We start from the raw sequence: 16,266 nt of genomic DNA, 5'->3' as shown, positions 1-16,266 counted from the left end.
TCTCTAGAGCTTTGACCATAACGGGTGAAAAATCGAGAATATTTCCGAAATTTAACCTTGATTGCTAACCCAGGGTTTATATTCGGCTGAAATAGACGTGCAGAAACTCCAGAAACCCGTTTAAGCCTGACTTCAATGCGGCACCAAACCGTCGCTGATGCCTGTTTCAGTAGCCCGAAGTAATGCGCAGCGACAGGTCTACCGCCTGGATATCCTTAGTGACTGTACCCATCGATATAAAATCAACTCCGGTTTCAGCGATGGCCACGAGGGTACTGTCATTGACCCCACCAGAAGCTTCGAGCCGGGCCCGGCCTGCGCAGCGGCGAACGGCTTCTCGCATATGCTCCAGTGAGAATTCATCCAGCATGATGATGTCGGCGCCGGCTTCCAGCGCCTGGTCGAATTCAGCCAGATCCTCCACCTCTATTTCCACGGTTTTGCCCGGTGCAATTTCGTGGGCGCGTGTAACGGCGGCCGCGATGGAGCCAGCCGCCGCGATATGGTTCTCCTTGATCAGGAACGCGTCAAAAAGGCCCAATCTGTGGTTGCCGAACCCGCCGCAAGTCGCGGCGTACTTCTGGGCCAGGCGCAAGCCGGGCAGCGTCTTGCGCGTGTCCAGCAATGTCACGCTGGTATGGCTGACCCTCGAAAGGTAATAACTGCAGCGCGTGGCCACCGCCGACAGTGTCTGCAAGAAATTGAGTGCGCTGCGTTCGCCGGTCAGAATGGCCCGGGCCGGGCCCTTGAACGTGAACAGTACATTGTCTTCCTGGCACTGTACGGCTTGCCCGTCCCGGTAGTGCCACTGCAGCTCCACGCTGGGATCTATCCGGCGGAAGACCTCAGTTGCCCATTCGCTGCCTGCCAGCACCGCATCTTCACGGGCGATAACGCGGCCTTGTACCCGTTGCTCTGCCGGAACCAGCATTGCTGTGATATCGCCGTCGCCCACATCCTCGGCAAGGGCTGCCGAGACGTTCGCATGTATGGCTTGCTGCAGTTCCTGCTGGCTGAATCGCTGCATCGGGAGGCTCTCAAGAAAGGTTCGGTAAAGGCTAGGCTGATCCGGGCGCGAGAAGTTTACTGGTATCGATCGTTCTGGCCAAGCATGGAATAAAGCCGCGTTTACCTTGCTGGCTAAGCACTGCAAGGGTTATTGCCCAGCTTCAGGGGGCGCATACAAAACGTTGCAATCACTGACACACCTTGACACGACTACGAACTATTATGAATCGACAACTATCTCCATTGGCCGGCGCTTGCCCGGCTTCAGCTAACCGAGGTGGCTATGACACCGGAAGCAAAAGTCGTCAAACTGCGCCAGCAGGGCGTAAGCCGTGGTCAGCTTCCTGCGCCGCTGGCGAAGCTGCGCGACCATTCGGCTGGCCGCCTTCAGCAGCTTCTGGGTGAGTGCTTTGATCAGGCTGATGATGCGCTGTTTGCGCTTTCTGAAAAGGCCGGGTCCAACATAGAGCAGACCGGTTACTTCGATGCGATGCGTGAGCTGCGGTTGCAGCGCCAGACCATAACGCTGGAATACGTGCAGTGGGTTGCCCGTGCATTCAATGAGATTGGCCGGTTTGATCCCCGACAGCGACTCATGGGCGACGCCAGTAATGACACGGACAGGGATTCTCTCTCGCTGGTCGAGGACAGCACGCTCGAAGAGCAGGTCGCGCTGGATAACATGGTCACGCGTATCCGCAACCGTTACAACGAGCAGATATTGCTCCTGCACGTGCGCGTGGAGCATCTGCTGCCGGCGGTGAAAATGTCGCTGGACCAGATGCCGCTCGGGCCCCAGGTACTTTGTCACGGGCTTGGCGAAGCCTTTGCGACACTCGATATGGAAGTCTCGGCCAAGCTGGTCCTGTTCAAGCTGTTTGACAAGTTTGTCGGCGAGCGTCTGGCCCTTTTCTATCAGGAAGCCAACGGCCAGTTGATTGCTGATGGTGTTCTGCCAGAGTTACGCCGCCCGCCCATTACTTCCACGACCCAGGGAACCAGGACCGCAACGCCAGGGCCTGGCGTTGCCGCGGCTTCTTTCAGCGGGACTGAGGGGGGCGGGTCTGCGGTTACCTTTAGTGAACTCACGGAATTATTGCACGGCACCGGCCTCGATAGCGGGTTCCCGGCGGCCCAGGGCGCGGCGGTAGCCAACGTCGATACCAGCCACCTGATTGCGTTGTTGAACGCTTTCCAGGGCAAACTGAAGCATCACGAAGGTCAGCTGCCTGCCGGCAACAGTCTGCGCAAGCTCGTAGGCAGGCTCGTCGCTCACCAGCAATCCGGCAGTGGCCAGGTGCAGCGGGTCGATGCCGACGTTATCAATCTCGTGTCGATGCTGTTTGACTTTATTCTTGAGGATCGCCAGCTGCCTGAAGCCATGAAGGCCCTGCTGGCACGGCTGCAGATACCTATACTCAAGGTCGCGTTGCTGGACCGCAGTTTTTTTAATCGCGGCGGCCACCCGGCCCGCAAGCTACTGAATGAGCTGGCACTGGCGGCCGTGGGCTGGATGCCGAAAAAAGACGGGCAGCGGGACCCCTTGCGCGAAAAAATCGAGACAACCGTTACCCGGTTTATCAATGAGTTCGAAAGCGATCTCAGTCTGGTCCAGACGCTGCTCGACGATTTCTCCCAGTTCATGGATGTGGATCGTCGACGTCGGGAACTCGTCGAACAGCGGCTCAAGGACGCCGAAGAAGGGCGTGCCCGGAGCGAACTGGCCCGAGCCGCCGTCGCCCGCGTCGTAGCGAAGGCACGCCGAGGTCATCAGATCCCTGAAGCGACCCAGCCGTTGGTCGAGGAGGCATGGGCCAAAGTATTGCACTGGTTTTTTCTGCGCGAAGGCGATGCCGGTAGCAGCTGGAAACACTCGGTGTCTACCCTTGAGCTTCTGGTCTGGAGCGTTGACCCGAAGCCCGTTACCGAGGGCACGCGTCAGGCCCTGCTGAAAGCAATTCCGCAGATCGTCGATTCCGTGAGGGAAGGTCTGCAGACTATTGGTTGGGACCCGTTCGGCGCTGACAGGCTGCTGAGGGATCTGGAGATCGTCCATGTGGATGTGCTTCAGGCGCTGGCTCTGCATGAGGACGAGAAAACGCCCGACCAGCCGCCCCAGCCCCAGGCATTCTCCACCAGCCGCCCGGCGAACAGGTTGCTTGATACGCCGGCCCCGTTAGCACCGGCTGGTGAAACCAATGATTCAGCGGTAACCGCCCGCGAAGCAAAGGGGCCTGTCGCCCCTGCAGCAGCTGCGCAAGAAACCGACGCTGAGCAAACCGAATCTCAGGCAATGGCGCAGCCGGCGGAGACAGCGCCAACGTCCCGGCACGAATCTGAGAGTGCAGTACATACGCAAGTCCCCGTTACGGACGGGCCCCACCAGGCGGGTCCAGAGTGGTTCGAGCGGGCCGAGTCCCTGGGAGTTGGCTCCTGGCTCGAGCTCAGGACAGAAGACGAGCGCAAGCTGCGCTGCAAGCTGGCAGCGGTAATCAAAGTGACCGGGAAGTACATCTTCGCCAACCGCAATGGCAGCAAAGTTGCCGAGTACAAGCTGCCAGAGGTGGCTTCGGCCCTCTGCACAGGGCATCTTGTGCTGCTGGACGATGGGTTGCTGTTTGACCGGGCGCTTGAGTCAGTCATCGGTAATCTAAGGAGCCTTCGCAAGGATTGACTTGCTTCCGTCGCGCGTGGTTTTCAGAATGCGGTTAGCAGCGTCAGGTATCGACACGAACGACTTAAGGCAGCAGCATGTCCGAAGACTTCATTGCAGACTTCTGGTCGGACACCGAAGCCCGGCCGCGGGGCTGGTTAACCCAGGCGCGTGCCGTTCCCTCGCCCAACTTCAACAGCAGGCCGGCCGGGACTGATATTTCGCTTCTGGTTATTCACAACATCTCCCTTCCGCCCGGCGAATTTGCCGGAGAGGCAGTTGAGCAGTTCTTCTGCAACAGGCTCGACTGTTCGGCTCACCCTTACTATCAGCAATTGATCGGCATGAAGGTCTCATCGCACCTCTATATCCGGCGTGATGGCGAACTGGTTCAGTTCGTCTCATTGCTGGATCGCGCCTGGCACGCTGGCCGGTCCTCCTTTGAGGGCGTCGAAGAATGCAACGACTACGGTATTGGTATTGAGCTCGAAGGAACCGATGACAGTCCCTATACAGCCGCTCAATACGCATGCCTGGCGTCGGTCACCCGACAGATCATGGTGCTGTTTCCGTTAATCACCGCAGGTCGTATTGTCGGCCACAGCCATGTGGCTCCCGGCCGTAAAACCGATCCTGGCCCTGCCTTCGAATGGCAGCACTATCTAAAAGAACTGGCGGTGCTCGCTCCCGCTGAATCCGAATAGTGCAGCGGATCCACGACCAGTATCTGGCAGGCACTGCGACTTCGTTCAGGTTGGGGGTGATTTCTTTCTAAAACCCGAACCCTGACCTAGACTCATCGAATAGCTGACCTGGGTTACGGGTTCAATGCATGCCTTCGATGTATCGGTCGAAGGGTTCTTCTGTGGTGCGGACTAACGCTTGGGGTTCACGTGAAACGTCTCCTTTCTCCAGCAGTGTTGCTGATGAATCGGCTGAATCTTATCTCCAAATTCAGCCTGATCAGTGTTCTGTTTCTGATCCCGATTGCTGGGCTGGGGTATCTGGTGGTGCACCAGACCAACCAGGCCATTGCGAGCATTGAGGGCGCCCATGATGGCCTCGAGGCGCTCAAAGACGTGTCCCGGCTGAACCAGCTGCTGGAGCAGTACCGCGACTACCGGACCGTGGCCACGCTGGGAATGGGCGAAATGACACCTCGTAGCGATGAAGTGGCGGCCGAAATTGAGTCGATGTTGAGCAGCCTGCAGGCAAGACCAAATCTCTTTACCGGTACCGAACAGTTTCAGGCCCAGTTAGCCGATCTCAGCAGTGAATGGCAGGTCATACGCACAGAAGATGTCTATCAGCAGGCGCTGGACGGGCAGTTCAGATATTACGCGCAGTTGGTCCAGAAGGGGCGCACCCTGACACGGGTTTTGCTGCAGACGTCCGGCTTGGGCCAGGACCCGTCCCGGGAGAATCAGCTGGCACTTGAGCTTGGCACCAAGGCCGTGTTCGAGGCTACCGCAGCGCTTGGCCTGGCGCGCGTCTACGGCATCTGGGCGCTCGACCAGGGGCAGATGGATTCGCGTATGGCGGATGAAGTGAATGGCCTGTATGACCGTTTGGCCAGCCTCGATGTGGCCTTCAGCGGCGCAGTCGATGTGCTTCTGGACGGCGCACCGACTATTGCCGCCAGCCACACCGATAGGCTGGAGGCCGCTTCTGCGGCATTACCCGCAGCCCAGGCCTATCTGGACGAGAACGTTATTGTGCCGTTTCGCCTGGACACACCACCTGCCGATTTTGATGCCGAGCTCAGTCAGCGCATCGATACATTCTACGACCTGAGTGACAGCCTCTACGGTAGTATCGGCACCAACCTCCAGGACCGGTTGTCGGCTCAGGCGCAGAAGCGCTTCATGATCTTTGCCTTGTTGGCGCTGGTGCTGGCCGTTGTCGTGTACGTTTACGTCGGCTTTCTTGTCTCGGTGAAACAGGCGATCTCGAACTTTTCACAGGCCGCCCGTCAGGTAGCGGCAGGTGATCTCACCGTTAGCATACATCTCGACAATCGGGATGAACTAGGCGCGCTGACCGGCGAATTCAACAATATGACGGCACGCATGCGCGAGTTGATCAAGACGGTCAGCGGCACATCCGGCGCGGTTGATATGCAGGCGCAACGCGTCAACGACAGCGCCCACAGCAACAACGAAGCCGTGTCCAAACAGGAGCACGAAACACGGGAGATATCGGAAGCCATGCAGCAGATGGTTGCTGCTGTCCAGGAAGTCGCCGAAAGTTCGCAAAAAGCGTCTGACTCGGCCCGGCAGGCGGATGATCAGGCTGACCAGGGGAGAGAGGTGGTCGATGAAACAGTGCGGACAATCAGTCGGCTGGCCGATGAGATCCGCAGCGCCGCAGAGACAATCGACCGAGTGAGTGTCGACAGTAACGCCATCAGCCAGGTGCTGGTCGAAATCAAGGCAATTGCCGAGCAGACTAACCTTCTGGCGCTTAACGCTGCGATTGAGGCCGCGCGCGCTGGTGATCAGGGGCGCGGTTTCGCTGTGGTCGCAGACGAGGTCCGCTCCCTCTCCCAGCGTACCCACAAGAGCACAGAAGAGATTGAAGGCATGATTGGTCGCTTGCAGACCGGCGTCCAGGGCGCCGTCAAGGCCATGTCCAACAGCCATAAAGTAACTGAAGAAACCGTTGCCCAGTCTGGGCGGGTCACAGATGCGCTAGGGCACATTGTCAACAGCATCTCGCAGATAGTGGATATGAGTCAGCAAATCGCCCAGGCCGCCGAAGAGCAGACGGCTGTCGCCAAGAACATCAGCAGCAACGTCGAGAGAATTTCAGACCTGAGCCGGGAAACAGCCGGCAATGCGGATGAGACGCTCGGCGCCTCAAAAGAATTGTCGGGGCTTACGGGCTCCCTGCAGAAAGTCATCGAGACGTTCAGAACATGATCGCGGCGGGCAGCGCTTACAGCTCTGCCCGCCCAGACAGGATCAGAACCGACCCAGTTCCTGTTCCCACAGGACTTCCCGGGCGCCGTCCCGCCGGGCCAGGCTTCGGGCCAGCACGAACAGAAAATCTGACAGCCTGTTCAGATACATGCGGCCCAGTGGGTTGTTCTCTTCTTCTGCTGCCAGGCCAACCACGATGCGCTCAGCACGCCGGCAGACGCTTCGGGCGAGGTGAGCCTGAGCCGCTGCGGGTGACCCCCCGGGCAGAATGAAGTTCTTCAGCGGCGGTAGCGGCGCGTTGAGCCTGTCCAGTTCCTGCTCCAGCCAGTCGATGTGAGCCTGACCTATAAGTGCCGACCCGGGAATTGCGAATTCGCCGCCGAGGTCGAACAGGTGATGCTGTATCCGTTGTAGCAGAGTCCGGGCTTCGTCCGCCGGGGGCAGTAGTTCAACCAACATTCCCACATGCGAATTCAACTCGTCCGCCGTGCCCATCGCTTCGATTCGCCAGGCACTCTTCGCTACCCGACTGCCGTCAGCCAGGCCGGTGGTACCGTCGTCGCCGGTACGGGTGTAGATTTTGGAAAGGCGGTTGCCCATGTCGTTCTCCTGGTGACCCGGCTGCAGACTGGCGTTTGCAGCGAGGAGTCGTTGGTGAGATACAGTTTGATCTAAATTGGTACGCGGGGTCCTGTGTAGGATCCGTTATCGCGTCCTGGCCGCTACCGCGTCAGCCAGCATCCTGTTTACGGGCGTGGCAATGCCCAGGGCGATGCCGGCCCTGACTACCGCGCCATTGATCACATCTATCTCTGTTGGGCGCCCGCTACGGACGTCCTGCAACATGGAAGAGATATTGCCGGCGGTCTTCTCGGCGACTGTGCGGATGCGCGCCTCAATGATCTCTGCGGTGGCAGGGTAACCGCTGGCCTGACTCACGACCGCGAGTTCGTAACAGAGCGGTGGCAACCGGTCTTCAAAAAAGGAATGGCCGAGCAGGGCACCGTTGGGGCAATCAAGCAGGACGGTAAACGCATTTATGCCCGCATTGATCAGGAGCTTCTCCCACAGTGCTATGCGTATATCGGTCTCAAGGCGAGTGTCGAAGCCGGCTGCACAGAAGTCAGCGCCGATTTTTTCAGCCCAGGCGGCACCTGATGCATTTAGCGGCCCCAGGCGGGTCAGGCCCGAGCCGGCATGCACCAGTGCTCCGTCGGCTGTGCGGTTAGCCCCTTCTGTAGTGCTTACAGCGAGCAACGGGATGTGATCGAACCTCTGCTGCACCTCATCCTGGGAGCCAACACCATTCTGGAAAAGTACGATGGCCCGGGGAGGCTGACGCCATCGTTTGATGGCGCCGTCGAGTGCTCGCACCGTGTCGTACGCTTTTGTCGTCACGAGGGCGGTACCGGGTGCCTGCCCGCGGGGCTCAAAAGTAAACGACTCTGATATAGTCTCGCCCTGCATGAACTCCAGTGAAAGGCCCACGGGGCCACTGCGGCCCCAGAGGGCGACGCTGTGGGCCGCTCTCAGCTTTACAGCCCATAACAGACCGATGGAACCCGGGCCAATGATGCCGTAATCAGCAATATTGGAGGCGGACATAGGCGGCGTCGGCCAGGCGCGTCTACAGCGCCTGGATACGCGTCAGTTGCTCACGTAGTCGGCTTTGGCTGTCCGCCGCCTCGGTGAGCTTCTGTTTTTCCTTCTCGACAACATCCGCCGGTGCACGGCTGACAAAGTTTTCGTTACCGAGCTTGCCGTTCAGGCGCTGTATCTCCTTGTCGAGCTTTTCCAGCTCTTTGCCCAGGCGCTGGACCTCCTCGTCCTTATCGATCAGGTCGGCCATGGGCACCAGCACTTCCATCTTACCGACCAGCTGTGTTGCCGCCAGCGGGGCCTCGTCACCGTCAAGCCATTCCAGGCTGCTCAGCTTCGCCAGGGAAGTGAGGAACTGGCGGTTGTCTGATAACCGTCGACGATCAGAGTCATCGCCGCCATGGCAAAGCACTGGCAGGCGCTGGCCCGGGGGAATGTTCATTTCGCCGCGAATGTTGCGCACAGCCAGGATGACGCCTTTGACCCAATCAATATCAGCTTCGGCCTGGGCATCCATTTTCGCGTCATCCGGGGCGGGGTAGGGCTGCTCCATGATGGTGTCGCCTTCGCGACCGGCCAGGGCGGCGACCCGCTGCCAGATCTCTTCGGTGATGAAAGGCATCACCGGATGGGCCAGGCGTAGCGTGGCTTCAAGCACCCTCACCAGCGTTCGTCTCGTACCGCGCTTGGCGTCGACGGACGCGTCGTCGTCCCACAGGACCGGCTTCGACAGCTCAAGATACCAGTCGCAATACTCGTTCCAGATGAATTCATAGAGGGCGTATGCCGCGAGATCGAAACGGTACTGGTCAAGGTGGCGAGTAACCTCCTGTTCGCAGCGTTGCAAGCGGCTGATGATCCAGCGGTCCGCCAGCGACAGGTCTACCGGCCCGTCACGCTGGCCGCAATCTTCGCCTTCGGTGTTCATCAACACATAGCGGGCGGCGTTCCAGAGCTTGTTGCAGAAGTTGCGGTAGCCTTCGAGCCGTTTCATGTCCCAGTTAATATCGCGCCCGGTCGTGGCCAGTGAGGCCAGGGTAAAGCGCAGGGCATCAGTGCCATGCGGCGCAATCCCTTCAGGAAACTCTTTGCGCGTACGCTGATCAATTTTCCTGGCCAGCTGGGGCTGCATCAGATTGCCGGTACGCTTCTCCAGCAGTGCGTCCAGGCTGATGCCGTCGATCATATCCAGCGGGTCAAGAACGTTGCCCTTGGACTTGGACATCTTCTGGCCGGTTTCATCACGGATCAGGCCGGTAACGTAAACTGTCTTGAACGGCACCTGGGGTGTGCCGTCTTCATCCTTCATGAAATGCAGCGTCATCATGATCATGCGCGCCACCCAGAAGAAGATGATGTCGAAGCCGGTTACCAGCACATCAGTCGGGTGGAAGGTCTTCAGGCGCTCGGTTGCCTCCGGCCAGCCCAGGGTACCGAACGTCCAGAGTGCAGAGCTGAACCAGGTGTCCAGCACATCGTTGTCCTGTTGCAACGAAATCTCATCCGCCAGGCTGTATTTTTTGCGTGCTTCTTCCTCACTGCGGGCCACATAGAAATTGCCGGCGTCGTCGTACCAGGCGGGAATGCGGTGCCCCCACCAGAGCTGTCGGGAAATGCACCAGTCCTGGATATCCCGCATCCAGGCGAAGTACATGTTCTCGTACTGCTTGGGCACAAACTGGATGTCGCCGTTCTCAACCGCCTTGATCGATGGCTCGGCCAGAGTTTTGGCCGAGACAAACCACTGGTCAGTCATCATCGGTTCGATGGCCAGACCCGAGCGGTCACCCCGGGGGATTTTCAGGACGTGGTCCTCAATACCGTCGACCAGGCCTTGCTCCTGCAGCGCGGATACGATGGCCTTGCGCGCGTCATAACGATCCAGTCCCGCAAACTGCGACGGCAGGGCACCGTCAACGGCTTTGCTGGGGCGGCCGTCGCTGTCGAAGACTTCAGCTTCTGCCCGAATAGCCGCGTCGGGCGTCAGTACGTTCAGCATCGGCAGCTTGTGGCGTTGGCCCAGCGCGTAATCGTTGAAATCATGAGCCGGCGTGATCTTGACGCAACCACTGCCCACTTCGGGATCCGCATGGTCATCGCCGACAATGGGAATGGTCCGGTTCACCAACGGCAGGGTAATGCGTTTGCCGATCAGGTCCTTGTAGCGGTCATCCTGCGGGTTCACCGCGACCGCCGTGTCTCCCAGCATGGTCTCGGGACGGGTCGTGGCGACTACCAGGTAGTCCTTACCGTCCGCGGTCAGGGCGCCATCGGCCAGCGGGTAGCGGAAGTGCCAGAAGTGGCCCTGTTCTTCCTTGTTTTCGACCTCGAGGTCGGAAATCGCCGTGTGGAGTTTGGGATCCCAGTTAACGAGGCGTTTGCCGCGGTATATCAGGCCGTCGTCGTACAGCCGGACGAAGACTTCCTGCACGGCCTTGTAGAAGCCGTCGTCCATGGTGAAGCGCTCGTGCTCCCAGTCGACCGAGTTGCCCAGCCGGCGCATCTGTCCGGTAATCGTCCCGCCGGATTCGGCCTTCCAGTCCCAGATACGGTCGATGAAGGCGTCACGCCCGAGATCATGGCGTGTCTTACCTTCTTCCTGAGCCAGCTTGCGTTCCACCACCATCTGGGTGGCGATGCCTGCATGATCGGTACCAACCTGCCAGAGCGCGTTACGCCCCTGCATACGCCGGTAGCGCGTGAGCGCATCCATGATGGTGTGCTGAAACGCGTGCCCCATGTGCAGGCTGCCCGTAACGTTGGGCGGCGGAATCATTATGCAGAAAGGATCGCCTTCGCCGCGCGGGGTGAAATAGCCCTTTGCTTCCCACTGTTCATACCACTGGCGCTCGATTTTCTCAGGCTGGTAGGTCTTTTCCATGCTGGGTTCCGGTCAGGTTTCAATCTGGGGGCGATGCCTTGCAGCACTCACGCAATGGACGGTGCCGAAGGGCCGCAATTATACATGTGCCTCAGCAGCGGGCGAACCCCGTCCCGTGCTACAGACGCCGGGAGCGGCAATCAGCGGCTTTGGGTTTTGCGCGTATCGTGGACTTTGGGGGTAATGCCGAGCGCTTCGAGCTGGCGATACTGCTTGCGCGCCTGCTGCAGTACCGTCGGGTCGTCGTTGGCGATTAAGGCCAGTCGCTCAAATTGGTCCGCGCTTCCCGGCAGCCATGCGCCCAGCACGATCACCGTCTGCCAGTCGGCGGGTGAGGGGTCCACCCACTGAATGCCTACGGGTTCGATGCAGGTCATGCCGTTATCAGCCAGGATGCGATGGGGAATAAACGCGTCGGGCCTGAATGACCAGAGAACGTCATCCATGCGCTGTGCCTGGGCCTCGTCGTTGCAACAGATGCAGATGCGGTGGCCCTGTCGCCAGGCCTTTTCGGCCAGTTTCGCAGCCGTGTGAAAGCGACGTTCGTCATCGGCGCCCGGCACCAGGTAGAACCAGTGCCGGGCTTGCGCGGCCTGAGCCTCAGCTGGCATGGCTCAGCACATAATCCATTAGCAGAGGCACCGGGCGGCCGGTTGCTCCTTTTTCTTTCCCGGAAAGCCAGGCTACTCCGGCGATATCGAGGTGTGCCCAGGTGTAGGTCTTGGTGAACCGTGAGAGAAAACAGGCGGCGGTGATCGAGCCGGCCGGACGACCGCCGATGTTCTGCATATCAGCGAAGTTGCTGTCCAGCTGCCGCTGATACTCATCCCAGAGAGGAAGCTGCCAGGTGCGGTCGCCATTCTGTTCGCCCAGGGCGACCAGCTTCTGCGCGAGGGCGTCGTTATTGCTCATGACCGCGCTGGCCTGGTTGCCCAGCGCTATGATGCAGGCGCCGGTCAGGGTGGCAATATCGAGTACGGACGCTGGTTTAAACCGCTCGACATAAGTGAGGGCATCGCACAGTACCAGCCGGCCCTCGGCATCCGTGTTCAGGATCTCGACAGTCTGGCCCGACATCGTCGTGACGATGTCGCCCGGGCGCGTGGCCTCGCCGTCAGGCATGTTCTCGGCGGCGATGATGACGCCTATGACGTTTACCTTCGGCTTAAGCTCCGCTAACGCGGCCATGGTGCCGAAAACGCTGGCTGCACCGCACATGTCGTACTTCATCTCGTCCATGCCCTCGCCGGGCTTGAGACTGATGCCGCCGGTATCAAAGGTGATGCCTTTCCCCACCAGCACATGGGGTTGATCGCCCTTCTTGCCGCCCTGGTAGTGGATCACGATCAGACGGGCGGGCTGTTTACTGCCCGCCGACACAGCCAGGGCCGCATTCATGCCCAGCTCTTTCATGTCTTTCTCACCGAGCGTTTCGACTTTCAGGGTGCTCTGTTTTTTGGCCAGGTCCTTTGCCTGCCTGGCCAGCCATTCCGGGTGGCAGATGTTGGGCGGTGTATTGCCCAGGTCACGGGTGATGTTCATGCCGTGACCGATCGCTTCACCTGCTTTGAGGGCCTGCTCCAATCGCTTGTCACTGCCGCTGACATCGACGGTAATCTGCGTCAGGCGCTGCTTCGCCGGCTTCTTGCTTTTATAGTCACTGAACCGGTAAATCGTCTCTTCGGCGACGCGGGTGACAAGGGTAACGCGCCAGGCTTCATCGCGGTCCAGAACCGGAATCTCAGCGAGGGTTAACAACGCGTGCTTGCAGGCACTGTCGGTAAGGCGACCGACCGCCGCTGCCACCAGCTTGCGGTAGCCGCCTACGGTTAGCTCCTTCAGCTTGCCGGTACCGACCAGCAGAATGCGCTCCCACGGCATGCCGTCTGCAAGCGGTAGCATGAAGGTGTTGCCCAGCGAGCCATTGAAGTCACCGTTCTTGACGAGCTTCTTCAACTGCCCGTCGATCTGCTGGTCGGCAGCGGCGCTACTGGTGGGCCACTCGCCGTCCTCCGGAATGGCAATAACGAGGCAGTCGGCCTTGGAATCAATCAAGCCTTGGGTGTTCAGTGCGTATTTCATGCATTCTCCTGCAAGGGGGTCAGCTAGTCCGTTGAGAAAGCCCGTTGAGAAAATCTGTTGAGAAAGTCCGCCGAAATAAGTCCGTTGAATAAGCCCGCGGGTGAGGCGGTTGGATCAGTTCGGTCACACGTGTTTGCGCCAGCGCCGGAAACGCGAACAAAAGCACCGCTGGCTTTACAGTGTTAATAGGCCCACAGGTTAACTAGAATACGGTCTCCTGTCAGCGTCTGCCCCGGTAAAACTCGCCTTTGCCGGACGCTGACTATCGGAACCGTACCTGCAACTGGCCCTGAGTGGGAAAACGGTTACCTGTAACCCGTGCTGTAAGGGAATCCCTTGTTTATCATTTTTCGTTACCTGACGCGCCAGGTTCTGATCAGCATGACCGCAGTCTCCGGCATTCTGCTGCTGGTCTTCATGAGCGGGCGTTTCATCAAGTACCTCGCGGAAGCGGCCCAGGGGGAGCTGGCGGCTGATGTGCTCTTTGCCATCATGGGCTACCGCTTCCCCGGGTTTCTCGAACTGATACTGCCGCTGGGCCTGTTTATCGGCATTTTGCTGGCATATGGGCGTATGTATCTGGAAAGCGAGATGACCGTACTGTTCGCCTGCGGTGTCAGTGAGCGCCAGATCATGTGGCAGACTCTGGGTGCCAGTCTCGTCGTCATGGTCATAGTAGGCTTCATGAGCCTCTATCTGTCGCCGTGGGGGATGCAGCAGGTACAGCGGATATTCAATGACCAGTACAAGATGACCGAGTTCGAAATGCTGGCGCCGGGGCGCTTTCAGAGTCTGAGCTCTGGCGGGCGGGTGACCTACACCGAAGGTCTGAGCGATGACAAGCGCGAGCTACGGGGGGTCTTTATTGCCCAGCCCGAGGGCGACGGTGTGGTCCTGATTTCGGCTGAACGTGGGACGCAGATCATCGACGATGTCACCGGGAGCAGGTTCCTGGTTCTGCATGAGGGTACGCGCGTTGAAGGTCAGCCGGGTCAGCGCGACTACCGCGTGGTCGAGTTTGAGTCCTACGGGCTGAAAATTTCCCAAAACCAGGCCGCCCGCGAGAAACGTATCAAAGAAGCGGTCAGCACGTTTGAGCTCATGGCTTCAGACGATCCTGAAGAGCGGGCCTTGTTGCACTGGCGTATCGCCTTGCCGCTGATCGTGCCGGTGGTGACACTGCTTGCGATCCGGCTCAGCCGCGTGAACCCCCGGCAGGGGCGTTTCTTCCACCTGCTGCCGGCCATGTTGATCTACATCGCGTACCTGGGGCTCTTGATCGTGGCCCGGGATGCGCTGGCGAACGAGCAGATGCCTGAGTGGCTGGGTCTCTGGTGGGTGCACGTGCTGTTTCTGGGTGTATTGCTCGCGTTGCATAAATTACCGGAGCTCAAGCGCCGCAGGAGGCTGCGCCATGCGTAAGCTCGACCGTTACATCGTCAAAACGGTGGCTGGCGCGATGGCGCTGGTGCTGGTGGTGGTCCTGTCTCTGGACCTGCTGTTTGGCTACATCGCCGAACTTGACGATACCAAGGGCGACTATCAGGCCCTGGCCGCGCTCTGGTACATCGTCATGACGTTACCCCGGCGGATCTACGACTACCTGCCGCTAGCCGCATTCATGGGCTGCCTCGTCGGCATGGGGGCCCTGGCCAGCAGTTCGGAACTGGTGGTGATACGCGCTGCGGGTGTCTCGCTTAAGCGCATCATATGGGCGGCAATGAAGCCTGCGCTGGTCCTGGTTGTCGCTGGAATCCTGCTCGGCGAATATGTTGCGCCTTACTTCGAGCGGCTGGCCCAGAGTGACAAAGTGATGGCCCAGAGCGGCTCAGTCAATGTCGCGGCGGCGGATGGTTTCTGGCATCGGGAGGAAGACAGCTTCATGCACTTCAACGCAGTGCAGACCGATGGATCGCTGGTCGGAATATCGCTGTTCCGTTATGACGACCAGTGGTTGGAGGAGGCTATCCATGCCAGGCGGGGCACTTACCACGGTGACCATTGGGTGCTCCATGACGTGGTCCGCACGCGACTGACTCCCGAGGAAACCCAGCGTGACGAAGAGGCCAGATACCGCTGGGAGACGGACCTGACGCCTGAAGTCCTGAGCGTCTTGATCGTCAAACCCGACAATCTGTCGATCTCCGGACTTTACACCTATGGTTCCTACCTGGACTCACAGGACCTCAATGCCGATCAATACTGGATGTCGTTCTGGAAAAAGGTGCTCCAGCCCGTCGCCACGTCGGTTCTGGTGCTGGTTGCCATCTCCTTCGTATTCGGGCCACTGCGGTCGGTCACCATGGGGTTCAGGGTCTTCACTGGCATTGTTGTTGGCCTGCTGTTCAAGTACATGCAGGATCTGCTGGGTCCCATGAGCACCGTGTTCGGGTTTGACCCCATTCTCGCAACGCTTACACCCATCATGATCTCGGCGATTCTGGGGGCGTTTCTTATAAGGCGCGCGGGCTGAGCTGTTTTCGCACGCTTTTTGTCCGTTAGAGCTGCCCGCTGATGTTGCGTGTCTATTTGCGTCGGGGCGAAATACGGATCATGCGACTGTTAGAGAACCGATCCGTCCAGGCTTTACGGTCGCGGTCGAACAGAATCCACAGATAACCGATCCCCAAGGCCAGCCAGCTGACCCACCCCATCAGGTAGCGTAGCAGCGCCTGCATCCAGCTTATTCTGGACCCATCCTCATTTTCTATCTGGAGGTGCCACGCCTGCATACCCAGGGTCTGACCGTTGTGGCGCCAGAAATAAGCAAAGAACAGGTAGAGGGTCACGAAAAGGATAGAGGCGAGCAGTGGATCAAACTTACCCACGTTAGCGAGCGCCTGCTGCTGATAGAGCTCCGGCCCGACAATTTTTGCGGATACGGCCGTGTATATGCCTGTCAGCACCAGTGCCAGGGCAACGCAGACGAGGCCGTCGTATAGCATTGCTGCAAGCCGCCTTATTAATCCTGCCGCAGTCGGCGCTTCAGGTCCGGCTGGCGTGTCGGCAGCGGGGCGTTGGCTGGCGCGGGTACGTCTGGGCATGGGTTCTCCGGGAGGCAGGACAGCAGGAAACGGCCCGGATTATACCCGAACTGGACGAGCCCAGGCACAGGCAGAGCA

The 16,266-nt window shown here is 59.3% G+C and carries 12 protein-coding genes; 5 read left to right on the top strand and 7 right to left on the bottom strand.

Features of this window, described 5'->3' with window-relative positions; translation table 11 throughout:
* Positions 1-166: 166 nt before the first annotated feature.
* On the bottom strand, positions 167-1,027 hold the full coding sequence (gene nadC / locus soil367_RS10520) for a carboxylating nicotinate-nucleotide diphosphorylase (RefSeq protein WP_136549067.1): 861 nt from the start codon (positions 1,025-1,027) through the stop codon (positions 167-169).
* Between the two features lie 264 nt (positions 1,028-1,291).
* On the opposite strand from nadC, the gene soil367_RS10515 reads away from it, so the two are divergent.
* The 3 genes from soil367_RS10515 to soil367_RS10505 all read left to right on the top strand — a co-directional run bounded on the left by soil367_RS10515 (position 1,292) and on the right by soil367_RS10505 (position 6,582).
* Positions 1,292-3,682, top strand: a complete 2,391-nt coding sequence (locus soil367_RS10515; protein ID WP_136549066.1) for a DUF1631 domain-containing protein — start codon at positions 1,292-1,294, stop codon at positions 3,680-3,682.
* A 77-nt stretch (positions 3,683-3,759) separates the two neighbouring features.
* A complete protein-coding gene (ampD, locus tag soil367_RS10510; RefSeq protein WP_136549065.1) occupies positions 3,760-4,365 on the top strand; it encodes a 1,6-anhydro-N-acetylmuramyl-L-alanine amidase AmpD in 606 nt (201 codons plus the stop codon).
* A 222-nt stretch (positions 4,366-4,587) separates the two neighbouring features.
* Entirely contained in the window at positions 4,588-6,582 is a 1,995-nt protein-coding gene (locus tag soil367_RS10505; protein ID WP_136549064.1) for a methyl-accepting chemotaxis protein, read from the top strand.
* 42 nt (positions 6,583-6,624) lie between these two features.
* Here soil367_RS10505 and soil367_RS10500 read toward each other — a convergent pair whose 3' ends face one another.
* From soil367_RS10500 to soil367_RS10480, 5 genes are all read right to left on the bottom strand, one after another.
* Entirely contained in the window at positions 6,625-7,182 is a 558-nt protein-coding gene (locus tag soil367_RS10500; protein ID WP_136549063.1) for a cob(I)yrinic acid a,c-diamide adenosyltransferase, read from the bottom strand.
* Positions 7,183-7,287: 105 nt separating this feature from the next.
* Positions 7,288-8,187 (bottom strand): ketopantoate reductase family protein, encoded by a 900-nt coding sequence (locus soil367_RS10495; RefSeq protein ID WP_136549062.1) that lies wholly within the window; start codon positions 8,185-8,187, stop codon positions 7,288-7,290.
* Between the two features lie 22 nt (positions 8,188-8,209).
* Positions 8,210-11,062: a valine--tRNA ligase gene (locus soil367_RS10490; RefSeq protein ID WP_136549061.1), complete on the bottom strand. Its 2,853-nt coding sequence runs from the start codon at positions 11,060-11,062 to the stop codon at positions 8,210-8,212.
* A 140-nt stretch (positions 11,063-11,202) separates the two neighbouring features.
* Complete coding sequence (locus soil367_RS10485) at positions 11,203-11,673, bottom strand: DNA polymerase III subunit chi (protein ID WP_136549060.1); 471 nt, start codon at positions 11,671-11,673, stop codon at positions 11,203-11,205.
* On the bottom strand, positions 11,663-13,144 hold the full coding sequence (locus tag soil367_RS10480; RefSeq protein WP_136549059.1) for a leucyl aminopeptidase: 1,482 nt from the start codon (positions 13,142-13,144) through the stop codon (positions 11,663-11,665). The genes soil367_RS10485 and soil367_RS10480 overlap by 11 nt, the downstream gene beginning before the upstream one ends.
* A gap of 336 nt (positions 13,145-13,480) precedes the next feature.
* Here soil367_RS10480 and lptF point away from each other — a divergent pair, with 336 nt between their 5' ends.
* Both lptF and lptG read left to right on the top strand, forming a co-directional pair.
* Positions 13,481-14,566 (top strand): LPS export ABC transporter permease LptF, encoded by a 1,086-nt coding sequence (gene lptF / locus soil367_RS10475; RefSeq protein ID WP_136549058.1) that lies wholly within the window; start codon positions 13,481-13,483, stop codon positions 14,564-14,566.
* Complete coding sequence (gene lptG, locus soil367_RS10470) at positions 14,559-15,617, top strand: LPS export ABC transporter permease LptG (RefSeq protein ID WP_136549057.1); 1,059 nt, start codon at positions 14,559-14,561, stop codon at positions 15,615-15,617. The genes lptF and lptG overlap by 8 nt, the downstream gene beginning before the upstream one ends.
* Positions 15,618-15,669: 52 nt before the next feature.
* Here the strand turns inward: lptG and soil367_RS10465 are convergent, their stop codons facing one another.
* Positions 15,670-16,188, bottom strand: a complete 519-nt coding sequence (locus soil367_RS10465) for an RDD family protein (RefSeq protein WP_136549056.1) — start codon at positions 16,186-16,188, stop codon at positions 15,670-15,672.
* Positions 16,189-16,266: the final 78 nt, after the last annotated feature.

The organism is Hydrocarboniclastica marina (assembly GCF_004851605.1).
In the GTDB taxonomy this organism is placed as follows: Bacteria; Pseudomonadota; Gammaproteobacteria; order Pseudomonadales; family Oleiphilaceae; genus Hydrocarboniclastica; species Hydrocarboniclastica marina.
Note: the sequence above shows the minus strand (reverse complement) of the source record. Positions and strands in the feature narration are given on the sequence as shown.